Raw genomic sequence first — 16,954 nt, forward strand, 5'->3', positions numbered from 1 at the left:
TTTCAACAGCTCACCCCCCCGAGGTCGGCGGGCTCCGTTTTACGATTTCGCGTCGCTCCTTCAAAGAGGGTGTAGAGAGCCGGGAGCACGATCAGGGTCAGGAGCGTGGCGCTGATCAGGCCGCCGATGACGACCGTCGCTATCGGCTTCTGCACCTCCGCGCCGGTTCCGGTGGCGATCGCCATCGGCACGAAGCCTAGCGAAGCGACGAGAGCGGTCATGACCACCGGTCGCAGGCGGGTCATGGCGCCTTCGACGATCGCGTCCCGCGCCGGCCGCCCTGCGTCCATCAGCTGCCGTATGTAAGTGCGCATGACGAGGCCGTTGAGCACTGCGACGCCCGAAAGGGCGATGAAGCCGACCGCCGCGGACACGGACATGGGCATGCCGCGCAGCCACAGGGCGGCTACGCCGCCCGAGAGCGCCAAAGGCACGGCGCTGAAAACCAGCAGGGCGTCCATGAAGCCGCCGAGCGCGGAGAACAGCAGGAGGAAAATCATGAAGAAGCAGATCGGCACCACCAGCGTCAAACGCTCTCGCGCCTCGACCAGATTTTGGAACTGACCGCCCCAGGTCAGCCAATAGCCGGGAGGCACGCGCACCTTGGCGTCGATTTTCTTCTGCGCCTCGGCGACGACCGATGCGATGTCGCGGCCGCGCACATTCGCCGTGACCACGACGCGCCGTTTGCCGTTCTCTCGCGAAATCTGGTTCTGTCCCTCGACGAAGGAGAACTTCGCCACCTGCTTGAGCAGGATCGTGCCCGTCTGGCCTTTTTCATCGGGCGGCAGCGACAGGGGAATGTTCTCGAGACGGCGGGGGTCTTCCCTGATGTCGTCCGCCAGACGCACCATGATCGGAAAGCGACGGTCGCCCTCGAACACCACTCCGGCCTGCTGGCCGCCGATGGCGGCTCCGATCACGTCCTGCGCCTCGGAGAAGCCCAGGCCCAGCCGCGCCAGCTCTTTTTTATCGACATTGATTTCGAGGAAGGGAAGTCCGCCGATCTGCTCGACCTTGACGTCCTTTGCGCCTTCGATGCCCCGCAATATGGATGCGATCTGGTTGGCGCTCTTGAGCATGACGTCGAAATCCTCGCCGAAGGTCTTGATCGCTATATCGCCGCGCACGCCGGCGAGCAGCTCGTTGAAGCGGTTCTGGATCGGCTGGGAGAATTCATAGGCGTTGCCCGGCAGCACATCCACTTTGGCTTGGATGCGGCGAATGAGCTCCGGCTTGGGAAGGTGGGGATCAGGCCATTCCGCCTCCGGCTTCAGCATGATGTAGGTGTCGGTCAAATTCGGCGGCATGGGGTCGGTCGCCACCTCGGCAGTGCCGGTCTTGGAGAAGACATAGGAGACCTCCGGGACCTGAAGAATCGCCTTCTCGATCTGCAGCTGCATGGCCTGCGACTGCGTGAGCGACGTGCTCGGGATGCGGTAGGCCTGCATGGCGAGGTTCTTCTCGTCCAGGGTGGGGATGAACTCCTGGCCGAGGCTGCCGAACAGCAACAGGGACGCGAGGAATATCGCCGCCGCGGCGCCGATGGTCGGAATGGGAGCGGCGATGGCGCGCTCGAGCAAGGGGCGATAGCCGCGCTTCAGCGCCGCCATGAAGAAATTCTCGCTTTCCTCGACCTGGCCGGAAATAAGAACGGAGGTCATCGCCGGAACGAAGCTCAAGGAGAGAACGAAGGCGCAGACCAGGGCGATGATGACGGTCAAAGCCATGGGCTGGAACATCTTGCCTTCGACGCCCGAGAAGGTCAGCAGCGGCAGGTAAACCAGAATGATGATGGCCTGCCCGTAGACCGTGGGCTTTATCATCTCCTCGGCCGATCCGATGATGGTGCTCAGCCTTTCGCCGATGGACAGATCCTCTCCGAGCTCATGGCGGCGCTCGGCGAGCCGGCGCAGGCTGTTCTCCGCGATGATGACCGCGCCGTCGGCGATGAGCCCGAAATCCAGCGCGCCGAGGCTCATCAGATTGGCGCTGATTTGGCCCTGCACCATCACGGAGATCAGCAGGAGCATGGTGATGGGAATGACCAGCGCGGTGATCAGCGCCGCGCGGAAATTGCCCAGCATGGCGAACAGAACCACGATGACGAGGGCCGCGCCCTCGGCGAGGTTTTTCGCCACCGTCTTGATCGTGGCGTCGACCAGCAATGTGCGGTTCAATATGGCCCGCGTTTCTATGCCGGGCGGCAGCGATTTGCCGATCTCCTTCAGTCTGGCGTCGATCGCCTGGGAGACGATGCGGCTGTTGTCGCCGATCAGCATCAGGGCGGTGCCGATCACGACTTCCTTGCCGTCCATGCTCGCGCTGCCGGTGCGCAGTTCGCGGCCGACGCCGACCTGGGCGATATCCTTGATCCGCACCGGCACGCCGCCGCGGCTGGCGACCGGAACCGACAATATGTCGGAAAAATCCTCGAGGCGGCCGCGGCTGCGAACCACATAGCCTTCCCCGTTGCTTTCGATATAGCCGGCGCCGCGGCTCAGATTGTTGCGTTCCAGGATCGAGGCGACGTTCGCAAAGGATAGGCCGAGCGCGTAGAGTTTCGCCGGGTCGGGATGCACGCCATAGGTCTTGACGTAGCCTCCGAGCGAGTCGATGCCGGCGATGCCGGGAACGACGCGCAACTGCGGCCGGATGATCCAGTCCTGCACGGTGCGGAGATAGGCGGATTTCTCGAGGTCGCTGCGCAGGACCTGCCCTTCGGGCGTGAGATAGGAGCCGTCGCTCTGCCAGCCCGGCTCGCCGTCGCGTCCCGGCTTGGGCTCCTTGAAGGTGACGCTCCACATGTAGATTTCGCTCAAGCCCGTGGCGACGGGGCCCATGCGGACGTCGACGCCCGCGGGAAAATCCGCCTTCGCCTGCGCAAGCCGCTCCGAAACCTGCTGTCGGGCGAAGTAGATGTCCACCTTGTCGGCGAAAACAGCCGTGATCTGGGCGAAGCCGTTTCGTGACAGGGAACGGGTGTATTCGAGTCCCGGAATGCCGGCGAGTGCGTTCTCGATCGGAAAGGTGACCTGCTTCTCCATCTCGATCGGAGAGAGAGACGGGGCCAAAGCGTTGATCTGGACCTGATTGTTGGTGATGTCCGGCACGGCGTCGATCGGGAGGCGGGTGAGCGACCAAGCGCCAAAACCGCATGCGATGACGACCGCGACCAATACGAGCCACGGGCGGTGGACCGAAAAGGCGATTATCCCCCTGATCATTTACGCACACCCATCCATGCGGCCGCTCCAATGCCCCTGCCGACACGGCATTCGGCGTCAATCGCCCGTGTCTATCGAGCTTTTTCCGAGTTCCGCCTTCAGGGCGAAGGTCCCGCCGACTGCGATCGTCTCTCCCGGCTCGATTCCGGAAATGATCTCGGTCGACTCGTCGTCGGAGGCGCCGAGGTCGACTTTTCGCCTGACGAAACCATCCGGAACGCGAATGAAGACCGAGGGTTCGCCGTCGATCGTCTGGATCGCCGCCCGTGGAACCGCCATGCGCACGCGGGCCTTGGCAAGATCGATTTTGGCGGTGAGCATGGCGCCCGGGCGCAAGACGCCGTCGGCGTTGTCGAAACTCGCCAGGACCGAACCCGATTGGGTGCCCTGATCCAGCACCCGGGGCGAGTAGGTCACCAGCCCGTCATGGCCGGCCCCGTCCGCGGTCACAATACGAACAGGTTGATTTTCCTTGATGTTCGCAAGGTCGGCCTGGCCGACGGAAAGCTCGGCCTCGACGACGCTCAAATCGGCGAGCCTGAACAGCTCCTTTTCCTGACCTTCTCCGCCGACCGGCTGGCCCAGATTGACCCGGCGCTCCACAACCGCGCCCGCCACGGGCGCGCGAATTTCCTTGCGGCGCAGCTCGGCGACCGGTTGCCTGGGCAATGTGGCGATCTCATTCTCGCTGAGGTCCAGCGCCGCGAGCTTCTGGCGGGCGACGTCGAGCCGCAGCTTGGCCTCCGAAAAGGTCGTCCTGGCCCGCAAGAACAGCTGTTCCGCGGTGATTTTCTTCTCGAAAAGGCCTTTTTCGCGCTGGAACAGCTCGTTTTGCAGATTGTAGTTCACGAGTGCGGCGAGATATTCGCTCTTGGCGTCGGCGACTTCGCGGCTGTCGAGAATGGCGACGACTTCGTCTTTCTGCACCATGTCGCCGAGCTTCTTGCGCAGTTCGGCCACGGTTCCCGCAACCTTCGCCGCGACCCGGCCGACACGGTCGGGGTCGGACGAGACCAGCGCCGGGACGGTCATTCGCTTGGTCAGCGCGCCGCCCGCGACGCGGGCCGTTTCAACGCCGGCGGCGCTGATCTGCTCGGGCGACAGCTTGATGTGCCCCTCGACCTGTTTTTCGGCGTCCTGCGCAGACGGCGCCACGGCTCGCGAGGAAAACAACGACCTCAAAGGCGCGGATATTTGCGGAAACCATGAACCGGCGAGGAGGCTTGCGGCAATCGCCGCGGGGATGAGCAGCTTGCGCGACCAGGACGCAAGAGGGCCCGTTCTGCGCTCGTCGCTTCGGGTATATCCGCCGTGAAGAGAATCCATGTGTTTCGCTCTCGTCGCGCTCGGGCGCGCGTTACCCTCGAATAATCTTTCGGGCTAGCGGGAATCGAGCCGGATGAAAGGGTTGTAGCGCATCCTGACCGCAGGAGTCCGTCAATTTTCCGACGCTGCTTTCCAGGCCGATCCTCCCCGGTAGCGCGTCATGCCCTGGAGCCTCCCTAGCACGCGCCGGTCATTCAGCGTAGCCCGCGCTCGGATTCGCCGCTCCTCCGTTCCGGGCGAGCGCTCGTCGCCGGGGGTGAAAAAGAAAGCGGCGGGAACCGGATGCCGGTCCCCGCCGCGTCTCGCTGGCTTGTCCTATCGGGTTAGAACTTCACATTGGTCGCGACATAGAAAGAGCGGCCCATGCCCGGCACGGCGATGCCCCAGGGCGGAGCGATAGGCAGGGGCCCGGACATGGTGGCGCCATAGCCGACATAGGCGCCGCCCAAAGGCAGATAGTAGAAGGTGTTGAAGAGGTTCTCGATGCCGAGGTCGATGCGGACGTTGTTCCATTCGTAGCTGGTGCGGAGATTGAACAGGGCGTAGCCGCCGGTCTTCACTTCGTTTCTGACCTGATCGACATTCTTCTTGGCGCCGACGAATTGTCCTTCGATGGCGTTGGTCCATCCGCCCCATTTCTGTTCGAGCGACAGTTTCGAATTGACCGGCATCATCTGATAGAGGTTGCCGCCCGTCACCGTGTTCTGGCCGTTGACGTAGCTCAGAGTTCCTTTCGCCAGAAAATCGCCGAACGGCGTGTCCTTGGCGAGCAGGGCGTGCCCGGAAAGGTCGCCGCCGAAGAGCCGCGCGTTCTGGTTTATGAACTGCAGGGACACGAAGCCGGTCGTGCCGGTCAGATTGTTCATCGCGGACGTTCCGCAAACCCAGGGCGGACAGCGCTGAACGTCGATGTAGTTGGAGACATAGGTGAAATAGGGCGTGAATTTCAGCCCCAGGCTGTTGTCGACGCTGTGCCAGTCGGCGGTGAAGCTGGCGGTATGCGCGGTTTCCGGCTGCAGGCCGAGGTTGCCGATATAGAAGTTGCCGTCGCCGAACCACCCGATCATCTCCATCGCCATCAGGGAGTTGGACCAGGTGTAGCGTTCATAGAGATTGGGCGAGCGGGTCTTCATCGAATAGCCGAACGTATAGCTCTGGGTGGGGCTCGGCGTATAAGTGGCCAGCGCGGTCGCATTCCAGTTGGGGTCGGTGTAGCCCCTGTCTGCATTGTTGAAGTTGGTGACCGGATACAACGGAGTGTCGTAGGCCTTATTGTAGCCGTGCACGGGCCCCGCGTTCATGACGACGACGTCGCTGCGGACGCCGACCAGCGTCGTCCATTCCGAATTCCAGCGCGACTCGACTTCGCCGAAGAGATCGAAGCGGTCTCTTTGGCCGTTGTTGATGTTGATGAAGGTGTCGGGAGCCATGCCGCCCATGGCCCAACCCTTGGGAAGAACGACGGGCGACGGCGGCCACCATTCCCAATAGCGATAGAGCTGGAATTCTCCTCCGAGCCTCAGAACATGCTTGTCTGATATGTTGATGCTGGAAGTCAGCTTGGCCCCGGTGTTTTCGGCCTTGGTGTCCATCGGCATGCCGGGCGCGACAACGGTTCTCAGCGATCCGTAAAAGTACTGTTTATCCTCGCCGAAATCCATGATGTGGCGGACGGTCTGATGGTAGACCTGACCGTCGAGCTTGCCCCAGTCGAACTCGCCATTGTAGCGCACATTGCCCTGGATGCTCCGGTTTTCCGTCATATCCATGCGCTGATTGGGATAGTCCTGGTAGGGAATGTGCTGGAACGCCACATCGGCCGTAACCAGATGATTCTCATGGCGGAACGCCAGCGAAATATCGTGGTTCTGGGACTGGTAGTCGGTCGAGCCGACCTCGTTTCCGGCCAGCCAGGGCGTGAGGTTGCCGAGCCGCGTGATCGGGAAGGTGGACGGAGGCGTCAGAAAGGCCGGTCCGAACAGATGGAAATTGGCGCCGGCGCGGTAGTTCTGCGACTGCGCGAACGAGCCGTTATAGGTGATGCTGAAGTTTTCCGTAGCCGCTGTGGCGGAAAGATTGCCGCCGAGGGCGCTGCCGTTGCTGCGGTAGTAAGTTCCCGCTTCGCCCTTGGTCAGCAGCATCTGTCCGGGAGCCGCGAAGACAGGGGCCGGGGGATCGACCTGTATGGCGCCTCCGATGCTGTCGCCGCCCGCGCTCACCGGAACCACGCCCGTATAAACGGTGATTTTGCCGACATGCGAGGGGTCGATATAGGACAGCGGCGGGTTCATATGGTTGGCGCAGGCCGCGATTATCGGAATGCCGCTGACCGTGACATGCAGGCGATCGTCCGCGAGGCCGTCGAGCACGGGCATCCCCGACACGCCGCCCGCCGTGAAGACCGACGCTCCCGGAATGTCCCGCAGAAGGCTCGCCGTGTCATTGGTGGTCGCGCGTTGCACGGCGACATTGTCGACCACCGCCGCGGCTCCCGCGGGTTGCGAGATATCGCGCGAGTGGTCGCCCTGCGCGGGAGCGGAGGTCGCCGCCCTGCGCTGCGCCGCCTGGATTTCGATGGGCGGCAGCGCATGCGCGCCGCTGGCGTCGCTTTGCGTTTGCGTCGCGGCTTGAGCCAGCATGATCGAGACCGATTGGCGCCCGGCGTCGACCTTGTAGGTGAGGCCGGTGCCCGCCAGCAGTTCATGCAGCGCGGTGTCGAGCGTATGTTTGCCCGATACGCCGGCGGTTTTCATGTGGCGGGTGAGAGCGGCGTCGTAAAGCAGTTGCGAGCCGCTTTCGTCCGCCAGCCTGTTGAGCGCGTCGGGCACCGGACCCGCCGGGATTTGATAGGCCTGGGTCGCGATATGGGCCTTGGCGGGCGAACTGTCGATCGCGAGGGCCGATGGGCCGGCGATGAAGAAACCGATCGCCGTCGCCGTCGCTGCGCGTTTTCCGCGTCGTTTCGAATATTTTCCTGTTTCCGCCATTCCGGCCTCCATCTTAGCGGCTTGGGCGCTTGCCCGCCCCTAAGACGTGGAGGATCGAAAAACAGGAGTCCTTGATTTTAAGAAAAGATTAATGTGGTATTTTTGTCACATATGCAAAACGATCAGATAGTCCGAAACATAAGTGGACTTCACACCCAGAAGCGACTCTATGGCCTTGAGCGCGTCGCGAGGCTGATCGACGCGAAATACGCCGGTCACTCTCCGGTCGCGCAGTTCCGAGCCGGCGATCAGGATTACGCCGTGGTAGAAGCGTCCAATAGCGGCGGCGACTTCGCTTAAGGGTTTGTCCATGAAGATGAGCTTGCCGCGCCGCCAGGACGTGACGCTCTCGGGGTCCACCTCATAGGGCGCGAGCGCAGGAAGGCTTGGACCATAAGCGGTCTGGCGTCCCGCGCCGACGACGACCGTCGATCCTTCGGCCGCGACTTCCACGCTGTTTTCGGTAACCGTCACCTCGGTGCGCGCTTTGTCGAGCGCGACGTCGAAAGCCGTGCCGCGAGCCGTGATTGTTCCCCCCGCCGCCAGCACCGTGAAGGGGCGGCTCGGGTCCTTCTCGACCTCGAACCAGGCTTCGCCTTGGAGTAGCGCCAGCCGTCGCTTGTCGCCGGAGTAATCCAGCGCCAGCGCCGTCGCCGCATTCATATGCGCGCGCGACCCGTCCGGCAGCGTGACGGTGCGGAGCTCGGCCACGCCGGTGCGGAAGTCGGCGCGACACCATACCCACAGGTCGTCGAAGGTCAGGTACAGCGCCAGGGCCGCCGTCGCCAGCGCGGCGGCCGCCCACATGCGCTCACGCCGGCGTCCGGGCCGCAGCGACCAGAGGTAAGCCTGCACCTCCGTCCGGGGCAGGGTTTGCAAGGAGCCCCAGAAATCGCAGGACTCTTCGAAGGCGGCCTCGTTTCTAGGATCGTTGGCCAGCCAGGCGCGGAATGCCGCGAGTTCCGACGCCGACAAATCGCCCCGGTCGATGCGGACCCACCATTGGATGGCCGCGTCGACCCGGTCGGAGGCGTCGGTATCGTCGGGCTTGAGCTCTGACATCGTTTCTTTCTGGATCAGGCGGCGGCTAGGCTGAAAACCGGTCGCCGCCCTTCACAACTCGCGCCAAACCGGCGCGCATTTTCGTGAAAGCGCTGCGCTTGCGCGAAATGCGCTTCCTTGGCGGAGTATAAGACGCCGAGCGCGCGGAAAACAGGAGCCCGGACTTCCGGGCTCAATCGAGCGCCTGCTTTAATTCCCTGAACGCAGTACGCAAGTGCTTTTCGACCATATTGCGCGATATGCCGAGCCGGCGGGCGATTTCCTCCTGATGCAGGTTTTCGAACCTGCGCATCACGAACACCTCCCGGCATCGCGGAGACAGGGAGTCGAGGGCGTCGAAAACCCGAGACGCCGATTGTGTCGCTTCGAGGCGGGCGGCCGGAGAAGGCGCCGACCCGGCCAATTCGTCCACGGTCAGACCGCCGACGACATATTTGCCTTCGGTTCGTCGTCGCCGCGCGAAGTCTCTCGCGAGGTTCATGGCCGTGACGCGCAGCAGAGAAGCAGGATTTTCAACTACTCCGCGTTCGGCGTGGCGCAGAACGCGGAGCACGGCTTCCTGAGCCAGATCGGGCGCGTCGTCCGCGCCGACCTTCCGGGTCAGGAACCGCACGACGTCTCGCGACTGGCTCGCGATCAGATTACGAAGAGAGTTTTGCTGGGACATTGGAGATGTCCAAATTCGATACTCGATGTCCCTCCCGGCTGGTTCAGGCCTGTGGAGTGACGCTTTTCGGGAAACATCGAGCGGACATGGGGACGACCGGCGTCGAGCCGGAGGATGGCGTTGCGCCGTCCGGCGCTATTCAAACATTGAAAAAAGGAGGCGCCCGCGACGACCAGGTGCTGGCCCAACCGGTCTGGGTTCTCGGCGGGTCGTCGGCGAACGGGGGCGGAACCTCCAGGTCGGCGCCTTCAGCCGCGGGGAGGAGGAGAAAAGCGGCGAGACTCCAGCGCTCTATGAAGGCGAAGTAGCTTTCCTGCCTTCCGCCGTGACAGCAGTTGGTCCAGCAATGGTCGTGATCGTGATGGCGCTGGTGAGAAGGCGCGTGATCGTCGCCGTCGTCCGCCGTCTTCGAGCACATATCGGCGTCTACGGCGGCCGTCGCGCCGGACCACGAGGAGCCCGACGCATGAGCGATAGCGGCGTAATTGAGGCCCTGAACCGCGAGCAGGCAAGCGACGACGACCGCATAGATTGCGTCGAGTGAGCGACTTCGTCGTGGCGGGAACAGAGCCATGAGGGTCACAATTAATTCCGCGGACGGCCGGCCGTCAACCGATCGGAGCCGGGTTTTCCATCGGCATTATATTACCGGACAAGGTCTTCGGAGCCTTCAACGATCGGCGCCGTCGCGGGCGATGCGTATTTTTACTCGACCGGCGCTGGATTTAGTCGGCGCCAGCTCCTTTGTTGTAATCGTCAGGTCATATTTTGCGGGGCTTTCGGGGCGCAGGGAAATCTGCGTCACCGTACCATGAAGCCGATTTTTCCCGTCCGTATCGAGCACGAAGGAAACCCGGTCGCCGACCCTGAACTGTTCGATCGCGCGATTCGAGACCTGCGCGACGATTTTTACGTCCTGAACATCGGCGCCGAAGGTGAAAAGTAGCCGCCCCGGATTTACATGGTCGCCCATTTCGGCGTCGCGCGCGATAACTGCGCCCGCGATCGGCGCCCGGATCGTCGTCGCGGCGAGGTTGTCCCGCGCCGAACGGAGCGCGGCCAGCGCCAATTCGACGTCCGCTTCGCGGTCGGCTGTTCTTTGCTGCGCGGCGTCGAGTCTTTTCTCGGCGATCCCCCCGGACTTCTTCGTCGACGCTCCTGCGCGGCTATGCTCGAGTTGTCGCCGGGCCTCGCCGAGACGCAGCCGAGCCTCGGCGAGCGCGGCTTCCGCGCGCTTCGCCAGGAGTTCGTAGGGGCGCCGATCGAGCGCCGCGCAAGCCTGCCCCGCGTCCACATGCCTGCCGACGTCGCAATCGACCGCCGCGACGACGCCCGGCACAGTTGCGACGGCTTGCTCCGTCGGCGGCGCCTCGATGGTCGCTTCCCAATCGACAGAGCGCATGAAATCCCCGGTCGAGCCGCCAAAACGGCTCAGGCTCCAATAAAGGGCGCCTCCGGCGATCATGAGGACCGCCGAAACCGCTGTTGCGAGCCAAACCGGCCTCCGGGACTTCGGCGGGAACATGGCCCGTTCGATTTCGCTCGTCTGAGAAGCAGGGCCGTCGCCGGCCTTTGCCGGGGCCCCCGGCGGCGCCCGGCCAGCCGAAGGCGTAGCCGCGTGTTGGTAGATGTCTTCTTCCTGAGCGTTGTGAATACGGACCAGCGCCACTATCGTTTCAATGATGTGTTGAGCGTCGCGGACGACATGCGGCTCGGGATTTTCCTTCCCCAGGCCTTTTGAAAGCCGGCCCAGCAATCTGGCCTGATGCTGGATTTCGCGATGAGCGCCGCTCATCGCGCTGAGGCCGTGGCTGTCCTGGAGAAATCCCCCGACCCCTGGATAGACGACGGCTTCGTCCCGCTTCTCGTGGTCGACGACGACCGACGAGACGATCCGCTCCGCCTCCGAAATGAGGCTGTCGGCGCTCGCGGCGTCGGCTCCGTCCAGCGCGTCGGCGATATTGCGCAGGCGTTCGAGGGCTTCCTCGATCTTTTCGTGTTCCTGGCGCAGAAGCTCCGTCGCCGCTTCCGGCATCGGAGGCCGGTCGAAAACGCTTTGCGGACCCAGCGCGCGCAGTGCGTTCAGGATCACGGCGACGTCGATCAATTCCTGGATGAGGGCTCCGGACACCGGGGTGACGTAGCCGAAGGCCGCCGCGATCATGGTCGCGCCGGACAGCGACATGCCGGTAAAAATGCTTTGAAGCGCAATCGCTTCGGTTCGCCGGGCGATCGCCATTGCTTCGGGAACGCGGTCGAGCCGATCGACCAATATCACGACGTCGGCCGCTTCCGATGAAGCGCTCGCGCCGCGCGCTCCCATGGCCATTCCGACATCGGCCGCGGCGAGGGCGGGGGCGTCGTTGACGCCGTCGCCGACCATGAGGGTCGGGGCCGCCAGTCTTTCGGCGACGACCGCATCCACCTTTTCGTTAGGCGCGCGCTGCGCCAGCACGGCGTCGATGTCGAGGGCGTCGGCGATGGTTTCGGCCGGCTCGGCGCGGTCTCCCGTCACCATGACGATCCGCCGGGCGCCGACGTTGCGCAACGCCTGGATGGTGCGCGGCGTTTCGCGGCGAAGCTCGTCGGCGAAGAGCAGAGCCGCGACGATGCGGGAGTCCGAAGCGACTAGAACCGTCAGCGCCGACCGCCAGGACGCGCGCCGGACCGCGCGCTGCGCCCAGTCCTCGAGCGGCGCCTCGCCGGCGACCATTTGCGGCGAGCCGACGGCGACCCGCTTCCCATCCACGAGGCCCTCGAGCCCCGAGCCCAGAGTTTCGCGGACGTCCTGCGGCGCGGAGAGCGGAAGTCCCTTGCTGCGCGCCGCGTCGACGATGGCCGCCCCGACCACATGATGCGAGGCCTGTTCTATCGAGGCGGCGAGCCGCAGCGCCTCGTCGGGGTCGGTTCCCGGAGCGGTTTCGACGGCGATGAGCCGCGCGCCGCCGACCGTGAGGGTTCCCGTTTTGTCGAACATCACGGTTTTAACGCGGGCGAGGGCCTCGATCGGTCCGCCGCCTTTGACTAGAATTCCGCGCCGCGCCGCCTGGGAGGTTCCGCCGATGAAGGCCGCAGGGGCGGCGAGGATCAAAGGGCAGGGGGTCGCCGCCACGAACACGGCGAGAGCCCGGATCGGATCGCCGGAGAGCACCCACGCCGCGCCCGCGACGATGAGCGTGACGGGCAGGAGCAGCAGCGCATAACGATCGGCTGCGCGCATGAAAGGAGCCTTGGCCGCCTGGGCCGCCGTAGCCATCCGGACGATGCCGGAATAGGCGCTCTCGCCGGCGGTGGCGCTCGCCTGCATCTCGAAGGCCGCGCCGGCGTTGACCGTTCCGCTCCGGACCAGTTCGCCCGCTCTCCGGGGGACCGGAATCGGCTCGCCCGTCAGGGCGGCTTCGTCGATGAGGGCGCCAGGGCTCAGGATCAGGCCGTCGGTGGGAACGACCTCTCCCGCCCGCACCATGACGAGGTCTCCCGCTGCGACTTTCTCGACCGGGACATCTTCGATCTCGTCGCCGCGTTTGCGGTGAGCGACGCGCGGCGCCCGGTCGACCAGCGCCTTCAGATCGCGCTGGGCCCGCCCGACCGCAAAGCCCTCGAGCATATTGCCGCCTTCATACATGACGGCGACGATGACGCCCGCGAGGGTCTCCCCCAGGGCCAGGGCGCCCGCAATGGAAATGAGAGCGATGACGTCGACGCCGGCGCGCCCGCGCCGCAGCTCAGCCAGGATCGAAACTGCGATATGCGCAAGAACCGGCGCGGCGCCCAGCGCGGCGGCCAGACGGCCAACATCCGGCAGACCGGCGGCCTCGGCTGCGACGCCTGAGATGAGGCCGCCGAGCGCAATGGTCAGCAGCACGCGCCTCGAGCTTTGCTCGTCAAACCGCATCAGGCCTCCGTCAGGCGGCAATCAGTCTAACCTAACGCGTCCCCGGGCCAGCGGCACTCCAATTTATCGTGAAGCCATGGGCCTGGGACGAACGTCGGCCGGGCGTTCCGGGGCCTAGCCAACCGAAGGGCCGCGGGCGCCCGCCGCCCGGCGGCCCGCCGTCTCCTTGCGGGCGCGCCTCTTTTGCAGCCAGCGGATGACGCCCGTGACAAAGAGCGCCGGGCAGGCGAGGCCGGTGGCGAACACCAGAAGCCGACCCGGCATCCCAAACGCACGGCCGGAATGCAGCGGCCATTGCCATTGCATGAAGACATCGCCCGCCGTGCCCTCGACCGGGTCCGCAACGCCGAGGATGGCGCCAGAATATTGGTCCACGTCCACGCAACGCGTCCCGATGAAGCGGCTGAGCGCAGCGATCTCGTCTCGGCAGATTTTGTAGACGCCGTCTTCTTTTTCCGGAAAACCGACATTCGCCAGCCGGCCCTCGGGATAGCTGGCGGCGGCGTCGGCGACCGCGGCCTCGAAGGGAATGGCGCTGCGGCCCTCGGCCGGCCCGGATTTGTTTTCTCCGCGCTGAGCGGGGCTGAGGGGCGCGGCGCGCTCCACCGCCCACACGAACTGATCGTGCAAATTCATGGAAATGCCCGACACCAGCACGGCGAGCATGACGAGCGCGGTATAAATGCCGGCGAGCTTGTGGATGTCGTAGTTCAGACGTTCGCCTCTTGCGCCTGATTTCAGGGTCAGGGCCGCGCGCCATTTGCCGGGCGGCGGCCACCACAGATATACGCCGCTCGCGACCGAGACGATCAGCAGGATCGCCGCGACGCCGACGACGACGCCATTGTCGCCAAAGAAATCATAGAGCAGCAGCGACCAATGCAGCTGAAAGAGAAAGCTCATGAAGCTGTGCCCGAGAACCCCGCTCTTCGACCAGTAAACCTTGTCGTCCAGCACTTTTGCGCGGTAGGGGTCGATGCAGAGGCGGCGCGTGTCGCCGCTCGATTTCTCCTGATAATAGACCTTGTAGCAGCCGTTTTCGGTGCGCGGGGCGCTGAAGCCGCCGGCCTTGGCGCCCTCGGGCAAAGCGCCCTCGAGCGCCGCGCGTATGTCCGAAAGCGGCGCAAAGGCGCGCTCCCCTTCCGGCGGCGCGGCCACGGTGAACATGGCGGGATCGAGCCATTCGTCGATCTCCTGCCAGAACACCAGCAGGCTTCCGGTCAGGCCGATGACCGCCAGCATCGCGCCGACCACGAGTCCCAAATAGAGATGAACATCCAGCCATAGCCGGCGTTGCGCCTGCGACCGCGCGCGTCGCTCCTGGGCCGCCTTTATCGAGATGTCCTGAGCCCCAAGTCTTGCAGAAAGAGGATTGTCTGACATTGTGCCGCCTTCTCTCATGACCGGCGCCGCCGCAGCGGCGCCGGAGTTGGCGTCAAAGCTTCACCACGCCATGTTCACCTGAGCGAGGAAGGTGCGAGGCTGGCCGTAATAGGCGAAAGCGGAAGTGTCGCTATAGGTGAAATATCTTCTGTCGGTGATGTTCTTGACGTTGAAGCGGAATGTGACCTGATGACCGTCCACCGGCAGACGATAGGCGAGCATAGTGTCGAATTTTACATAGCCGGGCATCTTCCAGCTGTTGTCGTTGCTGCCATAGCGCGAGTCCATGGCATAGGCGCCTGCCCCGAATTCCCAGCCTTGTGGAAGATGGGGAGCCGTGTCCCATTTGGCCCAGATATTTCCGACATTGGGCGCTGCGCCATAGTACCATTTGCCGACATTGCCGTTGTTGTTGTCGTTTGTGATCTTCACGACATCGAAAGTATAGCTGGCGATCACGTTGAGATTGTCCGTGACCTGGCCCGCAAGATCGAACTCGACGCCGCGGCTGGTCACCTGCCCGACCGCGATGCTCATTCCGGGATTTGCCGGATCGGGCTGCAGCACATTGTTCTTGCGCAGATCGAACAGCGCGACGCTCGCCGTCAGCCTGTCGTCGAGCCACTGGGATTTTATCCCAGCCTCCCATTGTCTTGCGACTTCGGGCGCGGGATGGCTGCCGTCGGTGACCGAGGCGCCGTTGCTGGCGCCCGTCGAATGTACATAGCTGCCGTAAACCGAGATATTGTCATACAGCTTGTAGAGCGCCGCCGCGCGGGGCGAAAGGGCCGCGTTCTCGGGATATTGCGTCATTGGATAGCCGGTGCAGTTCGGAAAACAGTTCGATCCGCTGCTTCCGTAGGTATCCGATTGCACCGAGTAGGTCTTGTCCCAGCGGCCGCCGAGCAGGATCTGCAGCCGGCCATCGAGGGCGGAAATCTGGTCCTGGCCATAAACACCGAAGTCGCTCCAGCGGTAACGGAACAGGATGTTGTTTCTCGCCGAATCCGCCATGTAATGCAGCAGGCCGGTGAAATAGCCATAGGCCGGAGCATAGATATTGAGCGGCGGCGTCAGAGCGCCGCCGCCGATGAAACCGGGGGAATTTTCCTCATACTGATACCAGTCGAGGCCCGCGAGCAGCTTGTGGGTGAGGGGACCGGTTTCAACCTCGCCGACCAGATCGAGATTGGTGTTGATGGTTTTTCGATTCATGCCGTAATTGATGAAGGCGCGATTGATGGTCATGCCGTCGAACCCGTTCCAATCGCCGATGCCGGTCTGGTTTTCGATATTCATCAAGTAGTGAAGGCGCTGCGTGACCTTCCAATTCTCGTTCAGCCGGTAGCTCCAGTCGTAGTAATAGAGCGTTCGGTGCACGACATAGGGGAAATTCGTCCACATCGCAGGATCGCTGACCGAAAAGGACCGCGGCAGGTTCAGCGGCCTGTCGTTGAACCCCGGCAGGACCAGCGGTTTGCCGTTCGGCCAATAAAGCAGATTGACAGGGATGGCGCCTTCTCCATCCGGCACGGTTTGCTCTTTTTCATAATGTTCGAACTGGGTGTTGAATTCGAACTGCTGCGTCGGCCTGAAGGTCAGGAACAGCGCCGCCGCGCCATTGTTGCGATGCTCGAAATTGACGAAGGAATCGCGATGGTCATACACGCCGATGGCGCGGTAGAGCACTGTCTTTTCGGCGTCGATCGGCCCCGTGACATCGGCGACGGTGCGCGACAGGCCCCAGCTTCCCGCCTGTTCCGATAGCTCCGCCTTGAACTGCTCCTGTGGACGCTTGGTCACGACATTCACAAATCCACCGGGGTCGATCCTTCCGTAAAGGACGGAGGAGGGGCCTTTTACGACTTCCACGCGCTCGGTGAAGGCGGTTTCCTCGTCGTCTATGAGGCCTTCGAGCCGCAGTCCGTTTCTCCAGGTGGACTGGGATGCAAAGCCACGGATCAGATAGGTGTCGTAATATGTTCCGTTCGCCGCCTGAACGCCGGAGACGTTCATGGCCGCCTCCATCGTGTTCAGGATCTGCTTGTCCTCGATCAATTGGCGCGGCACGATCTGCACTGCAGCGGGCGTATCGATCAGCGGCGTGTTGGTTCTGGTGGCGGCGTAGCTCTCGGTCCTCCGATAGCCTGTTTCCGCCGACGGAGCCTCTTTGCCGCCCGGCGCAGTTTGGGCGGCCGGGTCCGCTCCAGAGTTTTGCGGCGCTGCGGAATTGCCCACGTCGATCGTCGGCAAGGCCTCCTGAGCATGCGCTATGGAAGAAAACAATACGAGAGTCAGTGCGCCGGCGGAAACGCCGCGCAACATCGAGATCCGGAACATAGAAGATTCCCCTACGCGCGGCGTGCTGCGCCGGCGCCAGCCCAAAGCGATATGTCTGCGGCCCATG

Annotated in this window: 9 protein-coding genes; all 9 read right to left on the minus strand. The window is 63.6% G+C overall.

Translation table 11 applies throughout. The features are described from left to right. Positions 1–2: 2 nt before the first annotated feature. Positions 3–3,227: an efflux RND transporter permease subunit gene (locus H2LOC_RS00700; protein WP_154331531.1), complete on the minus strand. Its 3,225-nt coding sequence runs from the start codon at positions 3,225–3,227 to the stop codon at positions 3–5. 57 nt (positions 3,228–3,284) lie between these two features. Beyond that, positions 3,285–4,553 carry an efflux RND transporter periplasmic adaptor subunit gene (locus H2LOC_RS00705; RefSeq protein ID WP_136494643.1) on the minus strand — a complete coding sequence of 423 codons (1,269 nt, stop codon included), beginning with the start codon at positions 4,551–4,553 and terminating at the stop codon, positions 3,285–3,287. Between the two features lie 323 nt (positions 4,554–4,876). Next, positions 4,877–7,540, minus strand: a complete 2,664-nt coding sequence (locus H2LOC_RS00710; protein WP_246206924.1) for a TonB-dependent receptor — start codon at positions 7,538–7,540, stop codon at positions 4,877–4,879. A gap of 105 nt (positions 7,541–7,645) precedes the next feature. Beyond that, on the minus strand, positions 7,646–8,602 hold the full coding sequence (locus H2LOC_RS00715; protein ID WP_136494645.1) for a FecR family protein: 957 nt from the start codon (positions 8,600–8,602) through the stop codon (positions 7,646–7,648). Between the two features lie 172 nt (positions 8,603–8,774). Beyond that, positions 8,775–9,269, minus strand: a complete 495-nt coding sequence (locus H2LOC_RS00720; protein ID WP_202620508.1) for an RNA polymerase sigma factor — start codon at positions 9,267–9,269, stop codon at positions 8,775–8,777. A gap of 139 nt (positions 9,270–9,408) precedes the next feature. Then, positions 9,409–9,852, minus strand: a complete 444-nt coding sequence (locus H2LOC_RS00725) for a hypothetical protein (protein WP_136494646.1) — start codon at positions 9,850–9,852, stop codon at positions 9,409–9,411. Positions 9,853–9,939: 87 nt separating this feature from the next. Then, a complete protein-coding gene (locus H2LOC_RS00730; RefSeq protein WP_136494647.1) occupies positions 9,940–13,164 on the minus strand; it encodes a heavy metal translocating P-type ATPase in 3,225 nt (1,074 codons plus the stop codon). 114 nt (positions 13,165–13,278) lie between these two features. Continuing rightward, a complete protein-coding gene (locus H2LOC_RS00735; RefSeq protein WP_136494648.1) occupies positions 13,279–14,547 on the minus strand; it encodes a PepSY-associated TM helix domain-containing protein in 1,269 nt (422 codons plus the stop codon). Positions 14,548–14,607: 60 nt separating this feature from the next. Then, on the minus strand, positions 14,608–16,887 hold the full coding sequence (locus H2LOC_RS00740) for a TonB-dependent siderophore receptor (RefSeq protein ID WP_136494649.1): 2,280 nt from the start codon (positions 16,885–16,887) through the stop codon (positions 14,608–14,610). Positions 16,888–16,954 lie beyond the last annotated feature (67 nt).

The sequence above is a fragment of the Methylocystis heyeri genome (genome assembly GCF_004802635.2).
GTDB classification, from domain to species: Bacteria; Pseudomonadota; Alphaproteobacteria; order Rhizobiales; family Beijerinckiaceae; genus Methylocystis; species Methylocystis heyeri.

Bases quoted from the DNA above. Each gene is read 5' to 3' on its own strand.
- H2LOC_RS00700 (WP_154331531.1), bottom strand. From the start codon at position 3,227: ATGATCAGGGGGATAATCGCCTTTTCGGTCCACCGCCCGTGGCTCGTA.
- H2LOC_RS00705 (WP_136494643.1), bottom strand. From the start codon at position 4,553: ATGGATTCTCTTCACGGCGGATATACCCGAAGCGACGAGCGCAGAACG.
- H2LOC_RS00710 (WP_246206924.1), bottom strand. From the start codon at position 7,540: ATGGCGGAAACAGGAAAATATTCGAAACGACGCGGAAAACGCGCAGCG.
- H2LOC_RS00715 (WP_136494645.1), bottom strand. From the start codon at position 8,602: ATGTCAGAGCTCAAGCCCGACGATACCGACGCCTCCGACCGGGTCGAC.
- H2LOC_RS00720 (WP_202620508.1), bottom strand. From the start codon at position 9,269: ATGTCCCAGCAAAACTCTCTTCGTAATCTGATCGCGAGCCAGTCGCGA.
- H2LOC_RS00730 (WP_136494647.1), bottom strand. From the start codon at position 13,164: ATGCGGTTTGACGAGCAAAGCTCGAGGCGCGTGCTGCTGACCATTGCG.
- H2LOC_RS00735 (WP_136494648.1), bottom strand. From the start codon at position 14,547: ATGTCAGACAATCCTCTTTCTGCAAGACTTGGGGCTCAGGACATCTCG.
- H2LOC_RS00740 (WP_136494649.1), bottom strand. From the start codon at position 16,887: ATGTTCCGGATCTCGATGTTGCGCGGCGTTTCCGCCGGCGCACTGACT.